The sequence below is a fragment of the Paraburkholderia sp. BL18I3N2 genome (assembly GCF_003001875.1).
GTDB lineage: Bacteria > Pseudomonadota > Gammaproteobacteria > Burkholderiales > Burkholderiaceae > Paraburkholderia > Paraburkholderia phytofirmans.
Window position 1 is genome coordinate 129444 of the sequence record NZ_PVNC01000010.1, and the last position, 23600, is coordinate 153043.

The window sequence follows — 23600 nt, forward strand, 5'->3', positions numbered from 1 at the left end:
CGATCGCGAAACGCACTCGACCCTGCTTTGCCATCAAGCCCGGCATCTGAAGATGCGGCGTCTCGCGGCGCGGCTGTCACGCGGCGCCGCGAATTCGTCGGCTGAATCGAAGCGCTAAATCAGCCTGCTGCGCGAGCGTCAATCGCGTCATGCAGCAGTGTCACGAGATCTTCGGGCAAAGCCGGCTTGGTCATGAAATGCTGGAAGCCTTCGCCGATGCTGCGTAAGCGATAAGCGTCGTCAGTGTGGCCGGTGAGCGCCACCGCAACCGAGGGCGGGTGGTCGCCGCGAATCTCGTGATCGCGCAAGCGCTGGATCAGGTAGAAACCGTCCATGGCGGGCAGTTCCAGGTCGCACACCACGGCGTCGGGCAACAATCGCAGCGCCGCCTCCACGCCCTCTTCCGCATCCGCCACCGCGACGACATGCGCACCTTCTGCTTCGAGTAATAAGGTCAACGATTCCCGGCTGTCCGGGTCGTCTTCTACGAGCACGATCGTGGCCTGATCGAGTCTCAATGCTCCGTTCATTTTGCGTTGTTGCTCTAAAAAACCGGTTAGGCCGTCCGACTTGGCCAACGTTTCGCCCTGCTGCTTGCCGCCGATTTGCGCGGCTGCGCTATTGCTGTTCATGGTTCCGACTCGATTTCATGCGCGGAGTTGCAACCAGGCCCAAGATTGTAAAGCATGGCCTGGACGCCAACGCGCGCGCACAGTAACGCGCCAAAATTGCACGCCTATGAAAAACCGGCCATCGGCGCCACAGTCACGGCTCTCCGATGCCGACCCGATTCGCCGTGGCGGCTCGCGCAAAACCCCGTTAGCACGACCTTCCCGCCAGACGTTTCTTTTCCCATTCCTGTTCGTGTGCGATACCGGCAACCTGATCGATGCTGCCTGCATTTCACATCCACACCTCCAGTAGCATGTTGCGTGCCTCGCCGGTCTCGCCATCGTACGAATGTGCCGCGCGCGCAGATTGGCTGTGCTCGCTGAGCGGGGCGCTATCATCGTATGGGCGAGACGCATCGAACTTTGCGTCGCTGCGGCGCCGCGCGCCATGCGGTCGCCACGACCCGTTTGCGCTACCAACCTTGAGGCCGTCCGACACCATGTCCGATCTCGACTCCGCCACGCTCGAAGCACTCCGCCGGGTTAGCACCGCTACGCTGACCACCCAACTATTCAAGCGCGGCCTGCGCAATACATTCATGCAAGGCGTCGCGCCGCTCGCCGCGCACAACGGCGCGAATCTGGTCGGGCCGGCGTTCACGCTGCGCAACATTCCATCGCGTGAAGACATCGACGTGCTCGAACTGTTTGCCGATCCCGAGTACGCGCAGCGCAAGTGCGTCGAAACGATTCCGGCCGGCCATGTGCTCGTGCAGGATTGCCGCGGCGAGCGCGGCAGCGCGTCGTTCGGTTCGATCCTGACGCAACGCTTGCAGGTTCGCGGCGTGGCGGGCATGGTGTCCGACGGCCCGGTGCGGGACAGCACGACGATCGCCGCGCTCGGCATTCCCGTGTTCTGCGCGGGGGCGAGCGCGCCGCCCAATCTGATTCGCCATCACGCGGTGGACATCAATGTGCCGATCGGCTGCGGCGGCGTCGCGGTGTTTCCAGGCGACGTAATCGTCGGCGACGCGGACGGTGTGGTGGTGATTCCGCTCAAGATGGCGGCAGAGGTCGCGCAAGCCGCTGCCGAACAGGAGCAACTCGAAGTGTTTCTGACCGAGCGGATTCGTGACGGCGCCGCATTGCCAGGCACTTACCCGCCGAACGAAGCGACCAAAGCCGCTTATGCGGCGTGGAAAGAAAAACGGTAAGCGTGAAAAAACCGTGTGGCGCGGCGATGGACGATGGTTGATGGTTGATCGCACCCGCGAGACGCCGGTACGGTTCAGAGAGCGCCGCCGGCCGTCAATCGGCTTTCTTCGGGCCGATACCTTGCACCAGCAAAGCCACGGCATGCCGCGCGATTTCCGCGCCGCCGATATTGCGGCGAAGCGGATCGTTGCACCACAGCTTCGACGTGGCCAGCGGCAAAATCGTCAGTCCAAGTAACGTGACGAAGACGAGCGCGGGTTCCAGCTCCGCGTTCAGCCGCCCTTCCTTCTGCCACCGGGCAATGGCCGACAGCGACGCCTTCTGATGCGCGTTGCCGAAGCGCTCGTGCATACGCTGGCGCAACAGGCCGCCGTCGCTGATCACTTCGCGCACCCACAGCGACGGAAACCACGGATGCTCGGCGGCCACCTGCACCAGCCGCTGCGCGAGCTGCGTGATAGCCGCGACCGGGTCGTCGGGATTTTCCTGGAAAGGTACGCCTAGCCCCGCGCGCAGCGGCGCGAAACGTTCGTCGATCAACACGTCGAGCAGTTGATCGCGCGTCTTGAAGTAGTAATGCATCATCGCCGGCGTAAAACCGGCCTCGCGGGCAATCTCCCCAAGCGTGGTATCGACGATGCCCTGCCGCGCGAACAGCACGAGCGCGGCGTCGAGCAGGCGGTTGCGCTGCGCCGGCCCGCGCGCGGCGCCGGAAGGTCTGCCGGGACGCCGCGCGGGCGCGGCCGCCGCCTCCGGTTTTATCGACGATACGCCTGCGTGGGCTTCGGCACTCCGCCCTGGCGCGGAACGCGCCTTGCGAACCTTCACTGCAGCCGTACCAGGCAGCGTGCTTTTCACCTTTCGATCGTCGGACGGAATCCTTGCCATTGCATTCAATTTGACTGGTGATGCGATGTCGCATATATTAATCTCCGAATTAATTAATTTCAATCCGTGATGCCATGGACCAATCGACCACGACACGCCCCGCCGAACTGGCGCAGCCGCACGCGCAGGCAACCGCGCCCGCCCACACAGCCGATCACCCGCCGATCCGCCTGCTGTTTCCGGCGCTGCTGCTGGTCATGCTGCTCGCCGCGCTCGATCAGACAATCGTTTCGACAGCGCTGCCGACTATCGTCGGCGAACTGGGCGGCCTCAATAATCTGTCATGGGTGGTGACGGCCTACCTGCTCAGCTCGACTATCGTCGTGCCGCTGTACGGCAAATTCGGCGATCTGTTCGGCCGCAAGATCGTCCTGCAGACGGCGATCATCGTGTTCCTGGTCGGCTCCGCGTTGTGCGGCGTCGCGCAGGACATGACGCAGCTCATCGTGCTGCGCGCGCTGCAAGGCCTGGGCGGCGGCGGCTTGCTGGTAGTGACGATGGCCGCCATCGCCGATGTGATTCCGCCCGCTGAGCGCGGCCGTTATCAGGGCGTGTTCGGCGGCGTGTTCGGTCTCGCAACCGTGATCGGCCCGCTGCTCGGCGGCTTTCTCGTCGAGCATCTCTCGTGGCGCTGGATCTTCTACATCAATCTGCCGCTCGGCATCGTCTCGCTCGTCGTGATCGGCGCAGTCTTCAAGCCGCACGTTCGCCAGGTGAAGCACACTATCGACTACATGGGCGCCGCATTCCTCGCCGGCGCCCTCACCTGCATCATCCTGTTCACGAGCCAGGGTGGCACGATCCTGCCGTGGTCGTCGCCGCAACTCTGGTTCACGCTGGGCATGGGGCTGGTAGCGATCTGGGGTTTCATCCACGAAGAACGCAGCGCGGTCGAACCGATCATGCCGCTCGAACTCTTCAGGCAGCGCACGTTTTTGCTGAGCAGCCTGATCGGCTTCATCATCGGCGTATCGCTGTTCGGCTCGGTGACGTTCCTGCCGTTGTATTTGCAGGTGGTCAAAGGCTCGACGCCATCGGAAGCCGGCATGCAGATGCTGCCGATGATGGGCGGTCTGTTCCTGATGTCGATGGTGACCGGCCGGGTGATCAGCAAGATCGGCAAGTACCGCATGTTCCCGATCGCGGGCACGTTTCTCGTGGCGGTGGCGATGCTGCTGCTCGCACGCCTGCAGATCAGCACGCCGATTCATGTGATGTATATCGACATGGGCATTCTCGGCTGCGGCCTCGGCATGGTGATGCAGGTACTGATTCTCGCGGTGCAGAACACCGTCGAGTTCAAGCATATGGGCGTGGCCACTTCGGGCGCGACACTGTTTCGCTCGATCGGCGGATCGATCGGCGTGGCCAGCTTCGGCGCCGTGTTTTCCAACGGCCTCGCCGCGCGCCTCGAAAAACTGATCCCGCCCGACACCGAGTTGCCGCACGCGCTCGGCCCTGCCGCGATCCACGCATTGCCGCAAGCGTTGCGCGACGATTATCTGCAAGCATTCGCGGGCGCGTTGCACACGGTATACCGTTCTGCTGCTTGCGTGGTGGTGCTGGCTTTCGCGCTCGCATGGCTGCTGAAGGATCATCCGCTGCGCAAACATTGACTCTTTTCCCGCTTTCCTCAGTCGCTTGATGCAAGCGCTTAATGTCGAGGTCGGACGCCATGCGCGCCGACCTCGTTCTGTTTTCGCCTTCGCTCGATTCGTGTGAAAAAACCCCTGCACCCGTTCGTCCTGCCGATATAGCGGCTATTTCGTCCCACCTACAAATGTTCGCTGGCGCACATAAGATAGGTAGGAACGGCGATTGACGTTCTGATTGAAACCCCACATATTGCAACCAGCGGCAGCGCAAGCGTGGGCGGCCGCCCAAGACTCTCCGGCGCATGTGGATCGTGATTTCCGCGGACATCGCTCCCGCTTCAACATGATCTGGAACATGCCGTAATGGCATCGTTTTCCAAAGGTGGGTCCACAGCATGTCCACCCAGACACTACTCGGCCACAGTTTTCCGACGCCTTGCAAGCGGTGTGGCGGCGCACTGTACCGGCAAGTCGACTATTGCCCCTACTGCGGCGCGGCGCATCCACTCGACGCGGGTCCGCACAAACGCACCGTAATTCCAGGCAGCCGCGCGAGCGCCACGCATAAAGTAGCGCAGAAGAATAGCCTCGACCCGGCGACAGCCGATGAAACCGACCCCACGACGCGTGCGGTGTTCATGGGCGAACCGGCTCATGCCGAGGCAGCGATGCCTGTGTCCGCACTCGTTTCACAGGACAGGCCAATTCAGCCGCTGCCCGCACTGCCCAATGCGGCAGGCCGCGGCGCAATCTCGCTTCGTAAAATGCTCTATGCCATTGGGGCGGTCGTCGTAATCGGCCTGGCGTATGTCGGATATGCGCTATTCAGCGGTCACGATTTGTCGGGCGGCAATAGCGAGCAGTCCGCCGAAAGTGAAACTACTCAGGATGCCAGAACGACGACCGGCACGATCGCACTGTATGCGCCGACTCAGTCGGCCAACCAGGCTGGCGCGGTGGGCAAACCCGCCACGTCCGTCAATCCCGCAAAGCCGGCACAGGTGATCCCGGCGACGCCCGTCGCGCCGCCGGTGGCCGCTGTGCCCGCCAAGCCCGCGCCGCAGTTCCGCGATGCCGCGCAAGCCGTGCAGGCGGCCCGTCTCGCCTCCCGGGCCAACGATCTCTCTGCGGCGCAAGCCGCTCTCGGCGTCGCGCAAACGATGCAACCGGGCAATTCCGACGCGGAAGACCTCGCGACGGAATTGAAGCCGCTGACCGCCCGCCGCGACGCCGCGTTGCAGGCCGCGCAAACTTGCGCCGCGCAGCAGTCGTGGTCCTGCGCACGCCAGTACGCCAACGAAGCGCTCGCGATCGACACCGGCAGCGACGCGGCGAAGTCCATACTTGAACGCGTGATTCGCGAGACTGGCTGGGCGCCGCTCAACCGGCGTGGCGCGGCAAGCGCGCCGCCACAAGGCAAACCGTCGGCGCAAGCGCAAACCGCTGCGTCGCCACAGCAGGCGATTCAACTGCAGACTCCACTGCCCAAAGGCACCCCGCGGAACGGCGAAGTCGTGGTGGCCGCCCCACGGTCCACCACCGCGGCGCCGGACGGCAATAGCGTCGAGGCGCGCGAACGCGCCATCAAGGACTCCGGCTGGAAACATCCGGCGACGAATGCCGCGAAGCCCGCCACGGGTAATTCACCGAGCCAGTGACAGATAGTTTGGATACCGAATCGCATCACGAATCTGCCAGAGAATCACACGTATCAGCGCGTTTGGTTTGAGAGGTAACAGACGGACGTGGCAGGCGCCGCACATAGAACATGACATGGCAATCCGGCTCACTGGTGCTTCACGCGCACCGACGCGCGAAGTCATACGAACCTGACCGATAGGTAGAGAGACCATGCTGAAGAGACTTCTCGCGGGATGGCTGGGGCTGGCGCTGATGGTCGTGTCTTCACTGGCCTGCGCGGAGCCGGCGCATTACAAGATCGTCACCGGTCCGGAACGGGGAACGTATATCCAGATCGGCCAGGATCTGTCGAAATGGGTTGCGCAACCAGCGGGCATCGACCTGGAAGTCATGGCGTCGAAGGGCTCGGCTGAAAACGTGCAACGCATGCGCTTCGAGCCAGGCGTGAAACTGGCGCTCGTGCAATCCGACGTGTATCAGGCTTACATCGACATGGCCAACGCCGGCAACGCCGACGCCGGCACGGCGATCCGGCCGCTGCGGCTCATCATGCCGCTTTACGACGAGGAAATTAACGTCGTGGTGCGCGCGGACTCGCCGCTGAAAACGCTCGCCGATATCAAGGACAAAAGCATTAGCGTCGGCCTGATCGGCAGCGGTACCGCGCAGACGGCCACGACGCTCTATCACCTGATGTTCGGCCAGGCGATTCCCGAGCAGAACATCCAGCATCTGAGCAACGAAGATGCGTTGGCCGCGTTGATCGTGAAGAAAGTGGATGTCGCGATCATCGTGGTCGGACAGCCGGCCAAACTGTTCAACGACATGAATCCCGACCTGTTGCAGCAGATCCGTCTTCTGAAGGCCGATCCGGCCGCCTCCGAAACCACCCGCGCGAAACAAACCTATTTCCCCACGACGATCCGCGCGACCAGCTATCCGGCCTGGCTCAAGGAAGATGTACCCGCGCTGACCGTCAAAGCATTTCTCGTCACCTACGACTATGGCCTGCGCGACACCGTCGGCAATCTGAATCACTTTGCCGACTCGCTCTGTGCCAACTTCGACAATCTCCAGGAGCACGGGCATCCGAAATGGAAGCAGGTGAAGCTGGAGTTGCCGCCGCTCGTGCGCGGTTGGAAATACTACTCGCCGGTCGAGAAGCATCTGCGCGCATGTCTCACGAACAAGAGCGCCGCGATGAGCGCTACGGCGGCACAACAGGGCACGCCGAAACCGCGCCCGACGTGTACGGATCAGGAGCGCTTGCTTCTGCTGTGCAAGTAAGTTCGTCGCACTGCCGACCTCATCACGCCCAGCAAGGCTGCATGCGTTGATCGCGAGATGTCCGACGCCCGCGTTCCGCGTTGCGTCGGCCCGACCGCTGTACCGCCCTATTCCTCGGTACAGTTTGGAAGATTTGCACCGATCCGTACCTTAACGTCCATGGCCGGATAGCGGATGCTATCAAGCTCTTCCTGCGCATGGACTCTCCCGATGGACAAAACGACAAACGGCTGGCTGAGCGGCTTCATAGGGGTATTGATCTTCAGCGGCTCGTTGCCGGCCACGCGCGTCGCCGTGCAAGGCCTCGACCCGCTATTCCTGACTGTCGCCCGCGCGACGATTGCCGGCACGCTCGGTCTGCTGCTCCTGCTCGTATTCCGCGAGGCGCGACCGTCCCGTCGTGATCTGATTCCGCTCGTGATCGTCGCTCTCGGCGTGGTAATCGGCTTTCCGCTACTGACGGCGCTGGCGCTGCGCCACATCAGCGCGGCGCATGCCGTGGTGTTCGTCGGCCTCCTGCCGCTCGCCACAGCGATCTTCGGCGTGCTTCGCGGCGGCGAGCGTCCACAACCGGCTTTCTGGCTGTTCTCGGCGCTCGGCAGCGGCGCGGTGGTGGCGTTTGCCCTGCGTCACGGCCTCGAAGCATCGCCGATCGGCGACGCGTTGATGCTGGCCGCCATCGTCGCATGCGGGCTCGGCTATGCGGAAGGCGCGCGCCTGTCGCGCCACCTCGGCGGCTGGCAAGTAATTTCCTGGGCGCTCGTGCTGTCGCTGCCGCTCATGCTGCCACTCGCGGTATGGACACGGCCCGCGTCGTTCGACGGCGTCAGTCAAGCGTCGCTCTGGGGCCTCGCCTATGTGTCGCTCTTCAGCATGCTGATCGGTTTCGTGTTCTGGTATCGCGGCCTCGCGCTCGGCGGCATTGCGGGCGTCGGGCAGTTGCAGTTGCTGCAGCCGTTCTTCGGCCTGCTGCTAGCAGGACTGCTGCTGCACGAGCAGGTGCCGCCCGCGATGATTCTGGTTACCGTCGTCGTGGTGGGCTGCGTGGCGGGCGCGCGGCACTTCTCGCGCGCGGCTCCGGCGCGGCCGGCAGTCTGATGCGTGTTCAGCGGGCGTTATACAGGCTTATTGCCCGCGTATCGTCAGCATAGCGTCGCCGTCATTGCCCGCAGTTCGTACCCGCAGTCAAGCGCCTGGCGTATCGCCGGCATGCGCCGCAGCGATTTTCGAGGCCGCGCGGCGCGGGCGGCCGGTTGAATATGTCATCATTCTCATGATCGACTAACCACCACCCAGCGCCGCGACCACGATGCCGACCGCTTTTGCTCAAACCGTCGAAGCCCGCTTTGCCGAACTCACGCCCACTTCCAAGCGCGTCGCCAGCTACATGCTGGCCAATCTCGACCGGCTCGGCCTCGAAACCGCCGACCAGATCGCCCAGCAAGCCGGTACGAGCGGCATTTCGGTCGGCCGCTTCCTACGCAGCATCGGCTATCAGAATCTCGACGACCTGAAGCGCGAACTGCGCGGCGCTCAGGAACGTCCGTGGCTGATCACGGACCGGCTCGATGCATTCCGCCGCGCCGCCGGCCAACACGATGAAGCCTCGCCGGACGCCGATTCGCCTGTCGAGCCCAACCCGGCGCTCGCCCATTCGCTCGAACTCGAGATCGGCGCGATCCAGCATGTCTACCAGCTTGCGCAATCGCCGGTGTTCGCGCGCGTGGCCGAGCGCATCTCGAACGCGGATGCTGTCTACATTCTCGGCATTCAGTCCACGCGCGGCATCAGCAACGCGTTCTACAGCTACCTCGAATACATCCGTCCGCGCGTGTTCTATTCCGACGGCATGTCGGGCTCGTACGTCGATTCGCTGAACTCCGACTTCGAATCGCCCTATCTGATCGTCACCGACACGCGCGCTTACTCGAAGGTCGCGCGCCGCTATTGCGAAGCCGCCACGCGCCGCGGCCTGCCGTTCGCGCTCATCACCGACATTTACTGTCCGTGGGCGCGCGAATTCGACGGCGATCTGCTGCAGGTGAAAACCGACGTCGGCCAGTTCTGGGATTCGCTCGCGCCGCTCACCTGCCTCTTCAATCTGCTCATCTCGGCAATCGTCGAAAAACTCGGACCGCGTATCGACGAACGCGTCGCGCGCAACCGGGAACTGCAAAGCGAATTCGATCAATTCGACGACCTGTGATGCACGCCAGGTCCTTCGCCTCAATGACCGAGCATCGACTCATCGAAATCACGCCTGCCACGCATGGCGTGGAACCTCACCGGCAAACCGATCTGCAAGGCCGCGCGTTGCCGCCGATCGACAACAGCGCGGGCAGGCCGCTGCGTCTGATGTGACCGGCCGACTGTCAGGAAAACGGGTATCCTCACCGGCTCGTTCAGAAGGAGGATCCATGAAGTTTTCAATTTGCCTGGCGGTTGCCGCCCTGACGGTTTCTGCCGGCGCGTACGCCCAGACCGCGCAAACCTTCCGCTTCGGCGAAGGCCAAGGCTCGCTGCCGTCGGGTCATGCGCAGCCCACGCCCGCGCCTCGCGCGCAGGCCCAACCGGGGCCGGCCTCGCAGCAATCCGCCGAACTGCATGCGCCGACGTCCGAGGCCAAGCCGAAACATAAGGCCAGGTATCACCGGCATCATCGTGGGCATGTGACGCAGCCGGATACGTACTCGCATAGCTGAGCGGTGCCAGACGGGTGAGCGTGGTGCGCGTCGTCTTCGCTAGCGCTGGTGATTGCTGAAGCACGCTTGCTCGCGCGTATGGGCCAACGCTGAATACCCGCCATACGTCGTGGCGATTTTTGACTCGCTTCAAATTCGCGCGCGCGGCGGGCATAGTAAAACGTCTCCGCCTATTTATCGCCACGACAGGAACACGTATGAGCATGACGCACGCCGCGCCCGCCGCTTCCGGATCGACGAACACGGCCGCCCCGCTGATCCGCGACGCCACCGAAGCCGATCTTCCGGCAATTCAGGCGATCTACGCCCACCACGTGCTGACCGGCGTCGCCTCGTTCGAAGAAATCCCGCCCTCCGTCGACGACTTGCGCACGCGGCTTGCGTCGGTGCGCAGCCACGGGTTGCCGTACATGGTGGCGGAGATCGACGGCGAAGTCGCCGGCTATTGCTATGCGACGCCTTACCGGCCGCGCGCCGCGTATCGCAACACCATCGAAGATTCGATCTATGTGAACGACGCCTATCGCGGCCGAGGTCTGGGACGCGTGCTGCTCCAGGCGCTGATCGAGCGCTGCGAAACCGGACCGTGGCGTCAGATGGTCGCCGTGATCGCGGACGGTGGCAGCGGCGGCTCGCTGTCGCTGCATACGCAGTTGGGTTTCGAATTGACGGGCACGTTGAAGGCGGTGGGCTTCAAACACGGCCGCTGGCTCGACACGACGCTGATGCAGCGCACGCTCGGCAAGGGTGACTCGAGCGTGCCGGACGATTTGTCGGCAGGGCGCGCCTGAAGCGCCGCGGCGCTTATATCCGACTCAGCGCTGGCTGCGCGACATCGCCGCGTAGGTGACCGGCCAGTCGTTTGAGGGCACGCTCCGACACCGCGGCATGGCACTTTGCTTCAACGCCCTGAACGACTTACCGTCCCATGCCCAGTCCGTGCTCGCGCCGCAATCGCCCGCATCGGGCGGCGGCGTTGGCGGCCGCGCGCGCCGCCGCGTTAAAATCCCTCCCATGCCCAACACGCCGCCTCCTGTCCCGCCCTTGTCCGCCGACTCGCACGACGCCGCCGGCGCCACGCCGCGCAACGAATACACCGTCGACGAACTCGCGCGCGTCACCGACACTACCGTGCGCAATGTACGCGCGTATCAGGACCGCGGCCTGCTCGCGCCGCCGGAAAAACGCGGCCGCGTCGGCGTGTACGACGATACGCATGCTTCGCGTCTCAAGCTGATCAACCATCTGCTCGCACGCGGCTATACGCTCGCGAACATCCAGGATCTGATCATGGCCGTCGACGAAGGCCACGACCTGCGCTCCATCCTCGGCCTGGAAACGGCGATCGGCGGCCGCTGGTCGCGCGAGCGGCCGAAAAAATACTCGCTGATCGAACTGCTGCACATGTTCGGCGACAAGGCTTCGCCGAGCGCGCTCGGCAAGGCCGTCGACCTCGGTCTGCTGGAGCGCGACGGCCTCTCGTTCGTGTCGGGTAGCCCAACGGCGCTGGCCGCCGGCGCGACCATGGCAAAGGAAGGCATTCCGCTTGCCGACCTGCTCGACGCCGTAGGCATCGCGCGGCCGCATTTCAACGCGGTCGCCAAAGCGCTGGTCGATCTGGTGGTCCGCCAACTGGACCGCTACGACCCCGACGCGCTGCCGCCGCCCGCCGATGTGCCGGCTCTCGTCGACGCCATCTGGCGCGTGCGGCCGCTCGCGATGGTGCTGGTGGAAAGCGAAATGAACCGGGCGCTCGAAGAAGCTTCGGGCGATTACCTGGGCGATCGTGTCGCGGCGATCATGGAAAAAAAATTAAAGCATCCTGCCGAAGGCGCCGCGGGCGCGGCGGCCGCGACAAAGAAAGACAAAACGAAGAAGTAGTCTGCGCGCGCAGTCTCGCTCTCGCCTTCACGTCCACCTTCGCCCGCTTCCTGCCTTCGCCCTCACTCGTGCTTATACGCACGCCAGCTAGCGGGCGCTAGCTGGACACGCCGGGACCGCGCGATGTTCCGCCGCGCGTCATATTCAAATCTGCATTGCTTCGTTTGAACGGCGTGACGTCCATGCGACGATCCCCGAACGTCGCCGCAACGCGTTTTCTGTCGCATCCGCAAGTCCGCGCCATGCTCTTGGCGGACCCGAACGAAGCCCGCAGACAACCCACGGCGGCCACACCAATCGAACGCAATGGAGATTCGCAGGATGGTCCGTCACGCCCGTTATTCGCTTCAGCTCGCCGCCTTGCTCGCGGCATTCACCACCTTTGGCGCCACCGCGCAGACCGGCGGCAACGGCAGCGAGCCGGCCAAGGTACTGCGCATCGGTTATCAGAAATCCGGCCTGCTTGCGATACTCAAGGCGCAAGGCTCGCTTGACGAAAAACTCAAACCGCTCGGCTACAGCATCAAATGGTTCGAATTCCCTGCTGGACCGCAACTGCTCGAAGCATTGAACGCGAACAGCATCGACTTCGGCTACACGGGTGCGCCGCCGCCGGTGTTCGCTCAAGCGAGTGGCGTGCGCTTCGTGTACGTCGGCGCCGAGCCTTCGGGAAGCCACGCCGAAGCGATCCTCGTCAAAGGCGACTCGCCGCTGCATAGCGTGGCCGATCTGAAAGGCAAACGCGTCGCGCTGCAGAAAGGCTCGAGTTCGAACTATCTGATACTCGAAGCGCTCAAGAAAGCGGGCTTGCGCTACGAGGATATTCGTCCGGTGTATCTGCCGCCCGCCGACGCGCGCGCCGCCTTCGAAAGCGGCAGCGTCGATGCATGGGTGATCTGGGATCCGTACTACGCGTCCGCGCAGCAGGCGCTGAAGGCGCGCACGCTGGCCGACTACACCGAACTCAACGCCCCGTACAACTTCTATGAAGCGACGCGCGACTTCGCGCAGCAGCATCCCGACGTGATCGGCGCGATTCTCGGACAGTTGCGCACCGCCGGGCTGTGGGTCAACGCGCATCCGGTGGAAACCGCCGCGCTGATCGCGCCGAAGGTCGGTCTCGATCAGAAGCTGGTCGAAACCTGGGTACGCCGCTATCCGTATGGCACCACCGCCGTCACGGACGAGATCGTGCGCTCGCAGCAGATCGTCGCCGATGCGTTCTACGGCGCCAATCTCATCCCGGCGAAGATCACCGTCAAAGACAGCGTCTGGCAAAACCGCGAAGTCACGTCGGCTCTCGCCGCGAAGTAGCTGGCGGCGGCCCTCCGAGCCTAGAGGCGGGCGTCTAACCGCCCGCTTGCGTCATCCATTACCAGCCTCTATTGTTACATCAACCAATGTAACAGTTAAGACGGTAAAGGAGACGGATCGGATGAACGCACGCATGATGCCCCACGACGCCGCGGCGCCCGACGCGTTAGCGCCTGTCGAGACCGATATCGCCATCATCGGGTCCGGATTCGCGGGCCTCGGCATGGCGATCCGCCTGCGCCAGTCCGGCATCACGGACTTCATCGTCGCCGAGAAGGCCGACTCGGTCGGTGGCACGTGGCGCGACAACCATTACCCCGGTTGCGCGTGCGACGTCCAATCCCACGTCTACTCGTTCTCCTTCGCCCCGAATCCGCGCTGGACCCGCATGTTCGCGCGCCAGCCGGAAATCCGCGCTTACCTCGAGGACTGCACGCAGCGCTTCGGCGTCGAGCGGCACCTGCGTTTCGGCCATGAACTGGCCAGCGCGATCTACGACGAAGCGCGCCACCGCTGGCAACTGACCTTCGCAAACGGCCGGCAGTGGTCGGCACGTGTGCTGATCTCCGGTATGGGCGGCCTGTCGCGCGCGGCCGTGCCGAACATTCCCGGCCTCGAAAAATTCAAGGGCAAGATGTTCCACTCGCAGCAGTGGGATCACAGCTATTCGCTCGAAGGCAAACGTGTCGCCGTGATCGGGACGGGGGCGAGCGCGATCCAGTTCGTTCCGCAGATCGCGCCGCGGGTCGCGCATCTCGACCTGTTCCAGCGCACGCCGCCGTGGATCATGCCGAAAGCCGACCGTGCCGTCAGACCGCTGGAACAGTGGCTGTTCAAACACCTGCCGGTCACGCAGAAGATCATGCGTTCGGCGCTCTACTGCATGCTCGAATCGCGCGCCTTGGGTTTTGCGATCCATCCTTCGCTGATGAAGACCGCGCAGAAAGCCGCGGAGCGGCATCTGCGCCGCCAGGTGCGCGATCCGCAGTTGCGCGCCGCGCTCACGCCCAGTTACACAATGGGCTGCAAGCGCGTGCTGATCTCGAACGACTACTTCCCCGCTTTGTCGCGCCAGAACGTTTCGGTGACGACCACCGGCATCGCGCGCATCGAGGAAGACGTGGTGGTTACCACCGACGGCGCGCGTCACCGCGCCGACTGCCTGATCTTCGGCACCGGCTTCCAGGTAGCCGATCCGTTTCCGCGCGGCGTAGTGCGCGGACGCGGCGGCGTCGATATCGTCGATACGTGGCGCGACGGCGCTCATGCTTACCTCGGTACGGCATTGCCTGGTTATCCGAACTTCTTCATGGTGGTCGGACCGAACACGGGTCTCGGCCACAACTCGATGGTGTTCATGATCGAGTCGCAGGTCGAGTACATCCTGCGCGCGCTGAAGACGATGCATGCCGAACGCGCCGACGCCATCGAAGTGCGCCCGCAGGTGGAGCGCGCGTACAACGAGCAGATCCAGCAGAAGCTCGGCCGCGCGATCTGGTCAACGGGTGGCTGCAAGAGCTGGTATCTCGATCCGGCGACCGGCAAGAACACGACGCTGTGGCCGGGATTTGCCTACAAATTCCGCCAGGCCACCAGCACCTTCAGCATGGACGATTACCTCGCGTATTCGCCCGCGCCGCGTGCGGCGAGCGTGCCGACGGGTTTAGCGCAAGGCACGCATGCTCACGGAGGCGCTGCTTCAGCGCCTGTGGAAGCAGCCTGACGAAACGACAACGACAACGACAACGACAACGACAACGCACCGTTCAGGGAGAACCGGAGATAAACCAATGAAAAACTTTACCGACAAAGTCGCCGCGATCACCGGCGCAGGCTCGGGCATGGGCCGCTCGCTCGCGATTCAGCTGGCCCGCGAAGGCTGTCACCTCGCGCTCGCCGACCGCAACGCCGCGAGCCTCGCCGAAACCGCACAGCTTGCGCAAGCCGCGGCGCCGCAGATCGTCGGCTCGCCATTGCGCATCACCACACGCGTGCTCGATGTTGCCGACCGCGCCGCGATGTTCGACTGGGCCGCCGAAACGGCCGCGCAGCATCAGGGCGTCAATCTCGTGTTCAACAACGCCGGCGTCGCGCTGTCGAGCACCATTGAAGGGATGGATTACGCGGATCTGGAGTGGATCGTCGGCATCAACTTCTGGGGCGTGGTACACGGCACGAAAGCGTTTCTGCCGTACATCAAGGCCTCCGGTGACGGCCATATCGTCAACACGTCGAGTGTGTTCGGGTTGTTTTCGCAGCCGGGCATGAGCGGGTACAACGCGACCAAATTCGCCGTGCGCGGCTTTACCGAAGCGCTGCGCCAGGAACTCGACCTGATGAAGTGCGGCGTCTCGGCGACCTGCGTGCATCCGGGCGGCATCCGCACGAGCATCGCGCAATCGAGCCGTATCGCGCCGAACATGGTGGGTTTCATGCTGGAAACCGAACAGCAAGGCAAGGACGATTTCGAGAAGTTTTTCATCACCACCGCCGACGAAGCCGCGCGCGTCATTCTCGACGGCGTGCGCAGGAACAAGCGGCGCGTACTGATCGGACGCGACGCGCGGGCCGCCGACTGGCTGGCGCGCACACTGCCGGCCGCCTATCAGGCACTCGTGGTGATGCAAACGCGCCGCATGAAACGGGTCGCCGAAAAACGCGCGCGGCGCGCCGCGCAGATGGACGGCAAGCGCGCCTGACGCGCCGGACTTATTTGCCGAGCGCGACGCACGTCAATCGATCACGATCAGCAACTCATCGAGAACCAAGAATCACAAGGAGAAAGGCCATGATGCCGATTCGCCGCGACCTACGTTTCAATTTGCCGCAGGAACGTGCCTGCGATTGGCACGTGCAGGGCTCGCATGTGACACACTTCTTCAACGCGCTTTCGCTGCTGTTTCCGGCCGGCGAGCGTTTTTTCATGGACAGCGTGCGCAACTACCGCGACCAGATCGACGACCCTGTGCTGAAGAAGCAGGTGCTCGGCTTCATCGGCCAGGAAGCCATGCATACGCGCGAGCATGTCGAATACAACGATCTGCTGCAGCAAGCCGGCCTGCCCGCGCACAAGCTCGACAAACGGCTGTGGGCGATTCTCAACTTCGGCCGCAAGATCCTGCCGCATTCGTACCAGCTCGCCGTCACCGTCTGCCTCGAACACTACACGGCGATGCTCGCGGGCCTGCTGCTGGAAGACGCGTCGCGGATCGGCGGCTCGGTGGAAGGCTATACGCAGATGTGGACCTGGCATGCACTGGAGGAAACCGAGCACAAGTCCGTTTCCTACGACGTATGGAACACCGTGCTCAAACCCGGGCTTGGCCGCTATCTGCTGCGTACCGGCACCATGCTCGCCACCACGTTGACGTTCTGGCTAATCGTGTTCGACTACCACGTGCGGTTGCTCATCGCCGACCGCAAACGCGGCGGTCATCTACGCGGCATGTGGCGTGTCGCGAAGTATCTGTATAGCCCGCGTCATGGCGTGTTTCCGCGCATCGCCGGTGAATGGCTGAGCTTTTTCCGGCCCGGCTTCCATCCGTGGGATCACGACAACCGTGTGCAACTGGCGCGCATCGAGGGTCTCGTCGCCGCGGTCGATGCCTCCAACGCGCTCACGCCGAGCGCCCGCAAGGCCGCACGGCGCGGCGTGCAGGCGGCCGCGTGATACGCGACACGCTGTCGGTCGAGGCCGGCGACGTGCGGCTCGCGGTCTACGTGAGCGGACCGCGCGACGCGCCGCCAATCGTGCTGGTGCACGGTTATCCCGACTCGGCGGCCGTGTGGGAACCGGTGCGCGCGCTCTTGGACGCGCGCTACCGTGTGATCGCCTACGACGTACGCGGCGCCGGCGCTTCCGAAGCGCCGGCCACCCGTCGCGCGTACCGGCTCGAACGCCTCGCCGCCGACCTTGCGGCAGTCGCCGACGCCACCTGCGGGGCGCGGCCGTTTCACCTGGTCGGCCACGACTGGGGCTCGATTCAAAGCTGGGAAGCGGTGACCGACCCGGCGTTCAAAGGACGCATTGCTTCGTACACGTCGATCTCAGGGCCGTGTCTCGATCACACGTCTTTCGGCCTGCGCGGCGAGAGCCAGGGCGAGCGCGACGGCGCGGCGCGAACCGGACAGCCGGCAACGAAACGCCCTTTCGGCAGCGGCCTCCGGCAGACGCTCAAGTCCTGGTACATCTTGTTCTTTCATCTGCCCTGGCTGCCGGAACTCGTCTGGCGGGTGGGCGCCGCCCGCCTTTGGCCGTTGTGGCTGCGTGTGACGGAACGCGTGCGCCCCGCACCCGATCCGGCGCAGCTGCGCAACACACTCAACGGTCTGAATCTCTACCGCGCCAATTTCATCGACAAGATGCTGCGCCCGCGCGCGCGGCATGCGCACGCGCCGGTGCAATTCATCGTGCCGCTACGTGACCGCTACGTCGGCCCAGCGCTCTCGCTTGGGCTGGAGGGTTGGCTCGGCGCGTATGAGCGCAACGAGATCGATGCCGGCCATTGGGTCGTGCTGCGCGAATCCGAACGGATCGCGGCGAGCATCGAACGTTTCGTGGAACGGCACTGCGCGGACCAGGGCGGTTGGGCCCCGCGGTCTACGCTCAACGCTCGCGCGGCAGGCGTGTGAAGAGCGTCGGATAGTCGATCACGAGACCGTCGTCGTCCACCTTCATGTCGGCCGTGAAGTTGCGGAAGATGCCCTCGTAGCGATACTCGCGATGCAACTCGATGCATGAGTACGCCTGTTCGACACGCGTGACCTGCAAATCGGGCGTCGATATATACGCGACCGAAATGGGTCGACGCTCGCCTTCGGCCAGTTGCAAGCGACGGATAGGCAGCGTGTTGGTGAACGGCGTAGCGGCGATATCGATGTCGATGCAGCCTTCGATCGCGCTCAGCGCGAGGCCGTGTCCGTCGTGCCAATGGCCGGCGCCATCGCCATGCAACTCCAGCTCGCCGCCGCCGACGATCTTCAGCCATGCATAGCGCGTACGCCAGTGCGCGTCGCAGCGCACCTTGTAATGCAGGCCATACGATTTTCCGTAACGCTGGCCGACCACGACGCTTTCCACCGCGAAGCCGTCCTCGTGCGCGTCGAACGCCAGATGTTCGATGCCGTCGCCCTCTTCCGATGCCCACCGCAATTCACGCATCTGCCTGCCTCCTCTCTGGACGGCGCAACCCGGTTCTGCCTGGCTGCGCCGGGTTCATATCGTAGCGCGAAAGCTTTCGTTCCGGCGACGCATGGCATCGCGGAGCGGCGTCGCAAATAGCCACTATTAACGCACGCGACGCCCAGCGCGACTTGGCTGGCCTATGCTCGCGGTTCGCAGTCCTCCGACCCGGCGCGCGCCCGACGCTCGCGCAGCGCAATTGCGCACCATTGAAATCACACCGCCCTCCCATCATGCACGCCGTCGCGAATGAAGTTCAATCCGCCGCCTTGCGCACGCTGTTGCGCAGCCTCGGCCAGATCGTGCTGCAAGCGAATGCCTTCACCGGCGCGTGCCTGCTCGCCGCTTGGCTGCTCTACGACCCGCGCCTCGCGTGCGCGGCGCTGATGGGCGCGGTCGCAGCCAACGTGAGCGCCGTATTGGCCGGCTATCGTGAAGACGACACGCGCGCCGGGCTGCACGGTTTCAACGGCGCGCTGGCGGGGCTGGCCGCTTTCAGCTTCATCGCCGACAATGCGACAGCGGGCGCGGTGGCGATTCTCGCCGCCACCTGCACGGCGTGGTTGTTAGAGCCGTGGTCGCGCAGGCTGCGTGCGCGCGGACTCGGTTTTTTCTCGAGCCCGTGCCTGATCGTCACGTGGCTTTGGCTGCCCATGGTGACGGTCAACGCGCCGTCAGCAAACGTGACCCCGGCGCATGCGCTGAGCGCGACGCAAGCGGGCAGCGGCTTGCTGGCCGGTTTCGCGCAAACCGGTTTTGCCTCGGCGGCGTTGCCCGGATTGGTGGTGTTGATCGGGATTGCGGCGGCCTCGCGCAGGCATGCGCTGCGGGCATTGATCGGCGCGGGCTTCGCCAGCGCCGCGCATCTGCTGCTCGGTGCGACGATAGCGTCGTTCGACGCCGGCCTGTTAGGATTCAACGGCGTGCTGACCGCGCTCGCGCTAGCCGACTGCGGCCTCGTCACGATGCTCGGCGGCGTGGCCCTGTCGAGCGTGCTGCAAGCGGCGGCGGCATACTTCGGCTGGCCGGTCATGACGGCGCCCTTCGTCATCGCGACGTGGGGCGTGCAGTGGCTTACGCAGCGCCTGGCGCATGGCGTGGCCGCCGTTGAACCGGCGCAACCTATGCACACCACGTGCCGCGCGACGACGCCGGTTCCAGCCAGACGCGAGAGCTAGTCGGGGCCGCCAGGTTCGCAACGCGCTCGCGCCACACGCAGACACGCAAGCATTTCGGCGATCGAGCAATTTCAGGATTCAGGAGACAGCCATGTCGTTCACTCACACCCCTGCCGGCCGCGTCGCCGAGACAGGGCCATTGTCCGACGCTGAGCGCCAGACCCGCGTCGACCTGGCCGCTGCCTACCGGCTTGCCGCGCTCAACGGCTGGGACGATCTGATCTACACGCATATCTCGGCGAGCGTGCCGGGCGAACCCGGCCACTTCCTGATCAGCCCATTCGGCCTTGCCTTCGACGAAGTGTGCGCCTCGAATCTCGTGAAGATCGATATCGCGGGCAACGTCGTTGGCGCGAGCGAACATGCGGTGAATGCCACCGGCTTCGCGCTGCACGCGGCAGTCCACGAGGCACGCGCCGATGCGTTCTGTGTGATGCATCTGCACAATACGGCGGGCGTGGCGGTCTCCGCGCAACCGGCCGGCTTGCTGCCCGCCTCGCAACATGCGCTGCGCTTTTACGGCCACCTCGCGTACCACGATTACGAAGGCCTCGCGTTTTCTCCGGCGGAAGGCGAGCGCCTCGTCGCGCATCTCGCCGACAAGCCCGCCATGCTGTTGCGCAATCACGGCACCCTGACCACCGGCCGCACGGTCGCCGAAGCCTATGTGCTGATGGCAACGCTGCTCAAGGCATGCGAGATCCAGGTGCAGGCGCAAGCATGTGGCGCGCAACTCGTCGTGCCGAGCGATGCGCTCGCCGCACGCACGGCGGAACAACTGTACGATGGCGGCGCCATTGAAGGCGCGCTCGAATGGCCTGCCTTGCTGCGCAAACTCGACCGCCTCGATCGCGGCTACCGCGATTGAATTCGCGCCGCGCTCATTTCAGTCCCACGCTCATCTTTAACGGAGTCATGCCATGCCCACTTTTCATATCGAACTTTTCGAAGGCCGCTCGGTGGAGCAGAAACGCCAGTTCGTCGAAGCCATCACCAAGGCAACGTGCGAATCGCTCGGCGTGGAACCGAATTCGGTGGATATTATTCTGACCGACGTGAAACGCGAAAACTGGGCAACGGCCGGGCGCTTGTGGTCCGACGCCTGAGCGCGTGAAATGAGCGGCTTGCCTGCCTGCGGCGGCTGCTCAAACTGACTTTTTGTACGCGATCGCGGCCGAACTGAATACGAGGGAATGGGTGCGTGAGGCGTCGGGGAGCATGCGCCCTGCCCCCATTGCGATGCCGGAAACGGCTGCGGACGCGAAGATCGCCGACCTGCCGGCGGTGACGTTTATCTGGCTGAAGGCGCGGATCGGGCCGACACGCGCCATGCCCCAGGAACGGGCGCCAAAGACGCTGCGCGCGTTGCGCGCGCAGCTTGTGATGCTCAGCGAAGCGTAATTAAAACGCGTCGCCGTGGCGGCGTAGCAACACACCGCCACGAAGTTACGTCGTCAGAACTTGTGGATGATGCCCACGCCGGCAGCAAACTGGCTGCGTGACGAGGACGGCGCGCCGTTCTGGCCGTCGCCGATATCGGCCGTCGCGTTGATGATGCTCACGCCGTTCGTACCCAGGGTCTGACCGCTTGCACGTTGATACGCCTCGAGCGCGTACAGGCCGGTGCGCTTGGAGAGGCTGTAGTACTGCGAGAGGTTGAACTGCTGATAGCGAGCCGAGCTCGAAATGCCGTTCGCTTCCGTTGCGCGCGTGTAGCTATAGCCCGCGGCCAGGTCCAGCGCCGTCAAAGGCTTGAAGTGCAGCACGGCGCCGCCCGTGTTGAAGATCGCGGTGGTGCGGAACGGCGAGTTGATACCCGGAATGTATTGCACGTTCGAGTACGAGAACGACACGTCCCATGACGGGCTGAACGCATAGCCGCCCGTCACCGCAAAGCGTTGTTGAGCCTGCGCGCGCTGATAGCCGTTGTTGATGCCCGACACGCCAGGCTGAGCGCCGTTGTTCGACGCCGTGGAGTCCGGGCCCCATGCGCCGCCGCCAGACGTCGAGTTGTTGATGCGCTGGAAGCCCGCCGCAATGCCGAACGGACCGTTCACGTATTGCAAGCCCGCGCTCCATGTCGAGCCGGCGTTGAAGCTGCCCGCCACGCCGCCCAGCGCGTACGAGCCGCTAGCCGTCAGGCCGTAGAAGCTCGGCGTCGTGTACACCAGCGAGTTGTTGACGCGGTAGAGCGTATCCAGAGAATCGATATCGCCCGGGTGCGCGCCGTATGCGCCGGTCAGCCACGTGGTCGGGCTGTACGGCGAGAGCATCGTGTAGTACGACGTATACTGGCGGCCTGCCGTGAACGTACCGTAGCTGGAGTTCGTCACGCCGACATAAGCCTGGCGGTTGAAGCCGAGACCGGTGACAGCCTGCGCGCCGGTTGCGCTGTTAAAGCCCTCTTCCAACTGGAAGATCGCCTTGGTGCCGCCGCCCAGGTCCTCGGCGCCCTTCAGGCCGAAACGGCTGCCGGCCCAGACGCCGTTGACCATCTTCACGACTGAACGGCCGCCGCTGGTCGAACCGAGCGACGTCTGGCTGCTCTGATAGCCGATACCCGCATCGACGATCCCGTACAGCGTCACGCTGCTCTGGGCGTGTGCGCCTAGGGCGACCAGGCCAAGCGCTGAAGTTGCCAATGCCTTTTTCATTTCTGCTCCTCTTTAAAAGATTTTTCTTTGATCGCGGCACCCTTCGAGGGCCGCTGAGTGTGGATATTGTTCGAACGTCCCGGCGTTGAAGGACTTCAAAATACCGGGTGACCATTGATCAGGCTAGGCAACCATGTCGAGAACATCGGTACGTAAGTGACGATGTTGATCGCGCTGAAGATAGCCAGGTAATAAGGCCACGCCACCTTGGTAGTTTCACCAATCGACACATTGCCAATCGCGCACCCAATAAACTGCACCGAGCCGATTGGCGGATGCACGAGACCCAACGCGCAGTTCAGCAGGATCATGATGCCGAACTGCACGGGACCGACGCCGGCGTGCATCGCCATCGGCAGGAACAGCGGCGTGGTGATCAGGATGTGCGCCGCCATGTCGACGAACGTACCGAGGAAAATCTGGATCAGGTTGATGTACAGCAGCATCAGCCACGGCAAGCTGGTCGCGCCGTCGAGCATGTGTTCGATCGCATCCGGAATCTCCAGATAGGCCATCTGGTAACGCAGCATGTTCGACACGCCGATCAGCAGCAGCACCACGCCGGTGGTTTTGGCGGCCTTGGAGAGCGCGTGGAACAGCTTCTTCATCGTCATCGAGCGATACACGACGATCGTCAGCACCAGCGAATAGAACACGGCGATAGCGGCGGCTTCCGTCGCTGTAGCAATGCCCTTTGCCACGCAAACCAGAATGATCGCGATCACCATCAAGCCGGGCAACGCGCCGAGGAACGTACGGGCCACGGCGTACCAGCCGGGGAATTTCTGCAGTTCCGTCGAACCATCGGCACGACGCGGATAGCCGTATTTGACCGCTTGCCAGTATGCGGCGATCAGCACGAAACCCATCACCCACAACACCGGGAGTAGACCGGAAAACAACAGATCGCCGATCGACACGCCGCTCATCGGATGTCCATTCAACGTGCCGGTGATGCCTTGGGCCGCGAATGCATAGATGATCATGTTGGTCGACGTCGGCATCAGCGCGCCCGCCAGCGACGAGTGCGTCGTCACGTTGACCGCGTAGGCCGCGCTGTAGCCTTCACGCTTCATCAGCGGAATCACTACGCCGCCCATGGCCGACGTATCCGCCGAGGGCGAACCGGAGACGCCGCCGAACAGCGTGCACGCCACCACGTTGGCCATGCCGAGGCCGCCGCGGAAATGCCCGACCGTGGCTTGTGCGAAACGCAGGATGCGGTCCGCGATGCCACCGTGCAGCATCAGCTCACCGGACAGAATGAAGAACGGCACCGCAAGAAACGAGAAGCCGTTGATGCCCGAAATCATCGACTGCATGGCGGTCGCCGCCGGCAAGCCTTCGTAAAGGTAAGTCAGGACGCACGAGAGCCCGAGCCCGAAGGAAACAGGAACGCCGAGAAGGAGAAAAACAAGAAAACTAACGGAGAGGATGGCAAGTTCCATGATT

25 protein-coding genes are annotated in these 23600 nt (G+C 63.8%); 19 read left to right on the forward strand and 6 right to left on the reverse strand.

What is annotated here, in order from left to right; translation table 11 throughout:
* Positions 1-119: 119 nt before the first annotated feature.
* Positions 120-632 carry a response regulator gene (locus B0G75_RS24725; RefSeq protein WP_106311694.1) on the reverse strand — a complete coding sequence of 171 codons (513 nt, stop codon included), beginning with the start codon at positions 630-632 and terminating at the stop codon, positions 120-122.
* A gap of 479 nt (positions 633-1111) precedes the next feature.
* Between B0G75_RS24725 and B0G75_RS24735 the strand changes: the two genes are divergently transcribed.
* The gene (locus B0G75_RS24735) at positions 1112-1825 is read left to right on the forward strand and encodes a ribonuclease activity regulator RraA (RefSeq protein ID WP_106311700.1); all 714 of its coding nucleotides are present in this window, start codon (positions 1112-1114) and stop codon (positions 1823-1825) included.
* Positions 1826-1919: 94 nt separating this feature from the next.
* Here the strand turns inward: B0G75_RS24735 and B0G75_RS24740 are convergent, their stop codons facing one another.
* Positions 1920-2714, reverse strand: a complete 795-nt coding sequence (locus B0G75_RS24740) for a TetR/AcrR family transcriptional regulator (RefSeq protein ID WP_106311703.1) — start codon at positions 2712-2714, stop codon at positions 1920-1922.
* A gap of 74 nt (positions 2715-2788) precedes the next feature.
* Between B0G75_RS24740 and B0G75_RS24745 the strand changes: the two genes are divergently transcribed.
* The 8 genes from B0G75_RS24745 to B0G75_RS24775 all read left to right on the forward strand — a co-directional run bounded on the left by B0G75_RS24745 (position 2789) and on the right by B0G75_RS24775 (position 10730).
* Positions 2789-4330, forward strand: a complete 1542-nt coding sequence (locus B0G75_RS24745) for an MDR family MFS transporter (protein ID WP_106311706.1) — start codon at positions 2789-2791, stop codon at positions 4328-4330.
* 374 nt (positions 4331-4704) lie between these two features.
* Positions 4705-5967 carry a hypothetical protein gene (locus B0G75_RS24750; protein ID WP_106311709.1) on the forward strand — a complete coding sequence of 421 codons (1263 nt, stop codon included), beginning with the start codon at positions 4705-4707 and terminating at the stop codon, positions 5965-5967.
* Between the two features lie 193 nt (positions 5968-6160).
* Positions 6161-7237 carry a TAXI family TRAP transporter solute-binding subunit gene (locus tag B0G75_RS24755; protein ID WP_106311712.1) on the forward strand — a complete coding sequence of 359 codons (1077 nt, stop codon included), beginning with the start codon at positions 6161-6163 and terminating at the stop codon, positions 7235-7237.
* A gap of 210 nt (positions 7238-7447) precedes the next feature.
* Positions 7448-8335 carry a DMT family transporter gene (locus B0G75_RS24760; RefSeq protein ID WP_106311715.1) on the forward strand — a complete coding sequence of 296 codons (888 nt, stop codon included), beginning with the start codon at positions 7448-7450 and terminating at the stop codon, positions 8333-8335.
* A gap of 211 nt (positions 8336-8546) precedes the next feature.
* Entirely contained in the window at positions 8547-9443 is an 897-nt protein-coding gene (sapR, locus tag B0G75_RS24765; RefSeq protein WP_106311718.1) for a sap1 transcriptional regulator SapR, read from the forward strand.
* Between the two features lie 23 nt (positions 9444-9466).
* Positions 9467-9598: a hypothetical protein gene (locus B0G75_RS41455; protein ID WP_258194668.1), complete on the forward strand. Its 132-nt coding sequence runs from the start codon at positions 9467-9469 to the stop codon at positions 9596-9598.
* Positions 9599-9654: 56 nt separating this feature from the next.
* Entirely contained in the window at positions 9655-9939 is a 285-nt protein-coding gene (locus B0G75_RS24770) for a hypothetical protein (RefSeq protein WP_106311721.1), read from the forward strand.
* A gap of 197 nt (positions 9940-10136) precedes the next feature.
* Positions 10137-10730, forward strand: coding sequence for a GNAT family N-acetyltransferase (locus tag B0G75_RS24775; protein ID WP_106311723.1), 594 nt, complete (start codon positions 10137-10139; stop codon positions 10728-10730).
* A 24-nt stretch (positions 10731-10754) separates the two neighbouring features.
* On the opposite strand, the gene B0G75_RS42050 is transcribed toward B0G75_RS24775, so the two are convergent.
* A complete protein-coding gene (locus B0G75_RS42050; protein WP_106311726.1) occupies positions 10755-10955 on the reverse strand; it encodes a DUF1176 domain-containing protein in 201 nt (66 codons plus the stop codon).
* Between B0G75_RS42050 and B0G75_RS24785 the strand changes: the two genes are divergently transcribed.
* The 6 genes from B0G75_RS24785 (at position 10954) to B0G75_RS24810 (ending at position 17766) form a co-directional block, all read left to right on the forward strand.
* A complete protein-coding gene (locus B0G75_RS24785) occupies positions 10954-11820 on the forward strand; it encodes a MerR family transcriptional regulator (RefSeq protein ID WP_106311729.1) in 867 nt (288 codons plus the stop codon). The two genes, B0G75_RS42050 and B0G75_RS24785, sit on opposite strands and share 2 nt — an antisense overlap.
* A 321-nt stretch (positions 11821-12141) precedes the next feature.
* Positions 12142-13134 carry a sulfonate ABC transporter substrate-binding protein gene (locus B0G75_RS24790; protein WP_106311731.1) on the forward strand — a complete coding sequence of 331 codons (993 nt, stop codon included), beginning with the start codon at positions 12142-12144 and terminating at the stop codon, positions 13132-13134.
* A gap of 121 nt (positions 13135-13255) precedes the next feature.
* The gene (locus B0G75_RS24795; protein WP_106311733.1) at positions 13256-14857 is read left to right on the forward strand and encodes an NAD(P)/FAD-dependent oxidoreductase; all 1602 of its coding nucleotides are present in this window, start codon (positions 13256-13258) and stop codon (positions 14855-14857) included.
* A 67-nt stretch (positions 14858-14924) separates the two neighbouring features.
* Positions 14925-15833, forward strand: coding sequence for an SDR family oxidoreductase (locus tag B0G75_RS24800; protein ID WP_106311735.1), 909 nt, complete (start codon positions 14925-14927; stop codon positions 15831-15833).
* An 89-nt stretch (positions 15834-15922) separates the two neighbouring features.
* Positions 15923-16804: a metal-dependent hydrolase gene (locus B0G75_RS24805; protein ID WP_106311737.1), complete on the forward strand. Its 882-nt coding sequence runs from the start codon at positions 15923-15925 to the stop codon at positions 16802-16804.
* On the forward strand, positions 16801-17766 hold the full coding sequence (locus B0G75_RS24810) for an alpha/beta fold hydrolase (RefSeq protein ID WP_106311739.1): 966 nt from the start codon (positions 16801-16803) through the stop codon (positions 17764-17766). The genes B0G75_RS24805 and B0G75_RS24810 overlap by 4 nt, the downstream gene beginning before the upstream one ends.
* Here B0G75_RS24810 and B0G75_RS24815 read toward each other — a convergent pair.
* Positions 17741-18295 (reverse strand): putative glycolipid-binding domain-containing protein, encoded by a 555-nt coding sequence (locus B0G75_RS24815; RefSeq protein ID WP_106311741.1) that lies wholly within the window; start codon positions 18293-18295, stop codon positions 17741-17743. The two genes, B0G75_RS24810 and B0G75_RS24815, sit on opposite strands and share 26 nt — an antisense overlap.
* Before the next feature lie 254 nt (positions 18296-18549).
* Here B0G75_RS24815 and B0G75_RS24820 point away from each other — a divergent pair, with 254 nt between their 5' ends.
* The 4 genes from B0G75_RS24820 to B0G75_RS40255 all read left to right on the forward strand — a co-directional run bounded on the left by B0G75_RS24820 (position 18550) and on the right by B0G75_RS40255 (position 20895).
* A complete protein-coding gene (locus B0G75_RS24820) occupies positions 18550-19494 on the forward strand; it encodes an urea transporter (RefSeq protein ID WP_106311743.1) in 945 nt (314 codons plus the stop codon).
* A gap of 91 nt (positions 19495-19585) precedes the next feature.
* Positions 19586-20362, forward strand: coding sequence for a class II aldolase/adducin family protein (locus tag B0G75_RS24825; RefSeq protein ID WP_106311745.1), 777 nt, complete (start codon positions 19586-19588; stop codon positions 20360-20362).
* 52 nt (positions 20363-20414) lie between these two features.
* Complete coding sequence (locus B0G75_RS24830) at positions 20415-20600, forward strand: 4-oxalocrotonate tautomerase (RefSeq protein ID WP_106280598.1); 186 nt, start codon at positions 20415-20417, stop codon at positions 20598-20600.
* 112 nt (positions 20601-20712) lie between these two features.
* Complete coding sequence (locus B0G75_RS40255) at positions 20713-20895, forward strand: hypothetical protein (protein WP_146142536.1); 183 nt, start codon at positions 20713-20715, stop codon at positions 20893-20895.
* A gap of 53 nt (positions 20896-20948) precedes the next feature.
* On the opposite strand, the gene B0G75_RS24835 is transcribed toward B0G75_RS40255, so the two are convergent.
* Together B0G75_RS24835 and B0G75_RS24840 are read right to left on the reverse strand one after the other, a co-directional pair.
* Positions 20949-22148, reverse strand: a complete 1200-nt coding sequence (locus B0G75_RS24835; protein WP_106311747.1) for a porin — start codon at positions 22146-22148, stop codon at positions 20949-20951.
* Between the two features lie 95 nt (positions 22149-22243).
* A complete protein-coding gene (locus B0G75_RS24840) occupies positions 22244-23596 on the reverse strand; it encodes a TRAP transporter large permease (RefSeq protein WP_095420608.1) in 1353 nt (450 codons plus the stop codon).
* Between the last annotated feature and the right edge of the window lie 4 nt (positions 23597-23600).

Excerpts from the sequence above, each read along its gene's own strand:
- B0G75_RS24725 (WP_106311694.1), bottom strand. The coding sequence starts at position 632 with ATGAACAGCAATAGCGCAGCCGCGCAAATCGGCGGCAAGCAGCAGGGC.
- B0G75_RS24735 (WP_106311700.1), top strand. The coding sequence starts at position 1,112 with ATGTCCGATCTCGACTCCGCCACGCTCGAAGCACTCCGCCGGGTTAGC.
- B0G75_RS24740 (WP_106311703.1), bottom strand. The coding sequence starts at position 2,714 with ATGGCAAGGATTCCGTCCGACGATCGAAAGGTGAAAAGCACGCTGCCT.
- B0G75_RS24745 (WP_106311706.1), top strand. The coding sequence starts at position 2,789 with ATGGACCAATCGACCACGACACGCCCCGCCGAACTGGCGCAGCCGCAC.
- B0G75_RS24750 (WP_106311709.1), top strand. The coding sequence starts at position 4,705 with ATGTCCACCCAGACACTACTCGGCCACAGTTTTCCGACGCCTTGCAAG.
- B0G75_RS24755 (WP_106311712.1), top strand. The coding sequence starts at position 6,161 with ATGCTGAAGAGACTTCTCGCGGGATGGCTGGGGCTGGCGCTGATGGTC.
- B0G75_RS24760 (WP_106311715.1), top strand. The coding sequence starts at position 7,448 with ATGGACAAAACGACAAACGGCTGGCTGAGCGGCTTCATAGGGGTATTG.
- sapR (WP_106311718.1), top strand. The coding sequence starts at position 8,547 with ATGCCGACCGCTTTTGCTCAAACCGTCGAAGCCCGCTTTGCCGAACTC.
- B0G75_RS41455 (WP_258194668.1), top strand. The coding sequence starts at position 9,467 with ATGACCGAGCATCGACTCATCGAAATCACGCCTGCCACGCATGGCGTG.
- B0G75_RS24770 (WP_106311721.1), top strand. The coding sequence starts at position 9,655 with ATGAAGTTTTCAATTTGCCTGGCGGTTGCCGCCCTGACGGTTTCTGCC.
- B0G75_RS24775 (WP_106311723.1), top strand. The coding sequence starts at position 10,137 with ATGAGCATGACGCACGCCGCGCCCGCCGCTTCCGGATCGACGAACACG.
- B0G75_RS24785 (WP_106311729.1), top strand. The coding sequence starts at position 10,954 with ATGCCCAACACGCCGCCTCCTGTCCCGCCCTTGTCCGCCGACTCGCAC.
- B0G75_RS42050 (WP_106311726.1), bottom strand. The coding sequence starts at position 10,955 with ATGGGAGGGATTTTAACGCGGCGGCGCGCGCGGCCGCCAACGCCGCCG.
- B0G75_RS24790 (WP_106311731.1), top strand. The coding sequence starts at position 12,142 with ATGGTCCGTCACGCCCGTTATTCGCTTCAGCTCGCCGCCTTGCTCGCG.
- B0G75_RS24795 (WP_106311733.1), top strand. The coding sequence starts at position 13,256 with ATGAACGCACGCATGATGCCCCACGACGCCGCGGCGCCCGACGCGTTA.
- B0G75_RS24800 (WP_106311735.1), top strand. The coding sequence starts at position 14,925 with ATGAAAAACTTTACCGACAAAGTCGCCGCGATCACCGGCGCAGGCTCG.
- B0G75_RS24805 (WP_106311737.1), top strand. The coding sequence starts at position 15,923 with ATGATGCCGATTCGCCGCGACCTACGTTTCAATTTGCCGCAGGAACGT.
- B0G75_RS24815 (WP_106311741.1), bottom strand. The coding sequence starts at position 18,295 with ATGCGTGAATTGCGGTGGGCATCGGAAGAGGGCGACGGCATCGAACAT.
- B0G75_RS24820 (WP_106311743.1), top strand. The coding sequence starts at position 18,550 with ATGCACGCCGTCGCGAATGAAGTTCAATCCGCCGCCTTGCGCACGCTG.
- B0G75_RS24825 (WP_106311745.1), top strand. The coding sequence starts at position 19,586 with ATGTCGTTCACTCACACCCCTGCCGGCCGCGTCGCCGAGACAGGGCCA.
- B0G75_RS24830 (WP_106280598.1), top strand. The coding sequence starts at position 20,415 with ATGCCCACTTTTCATATCGAACTTTTCGAAGGCCGCTCGGTGGAGCAG.
- B0G75_RS40255 (WP_146142536.1), top strand. The coding sequence starts at position 20,713 with ATGCGCCCTGCCCCCATTGCGATGCCGGAAACGGCTGCGGACGCGAAG.
- B0G75_RS24835 (WP_106311747.1), bottom strand. The coding sequence starts at position 22,148 with ATGAAAAAGGCATTGGCAACTTCAGCGCTTGGCCTGGTCGCCCTAGGC.
- B0G75_RS24840 (WP_095420608.1), bottom strand. The coding sequence starts at position 23,596 with ATGGAACTTGCCATCCTCTCCGTTAGTTTTCTTGTTTTTCTCCTTCTC.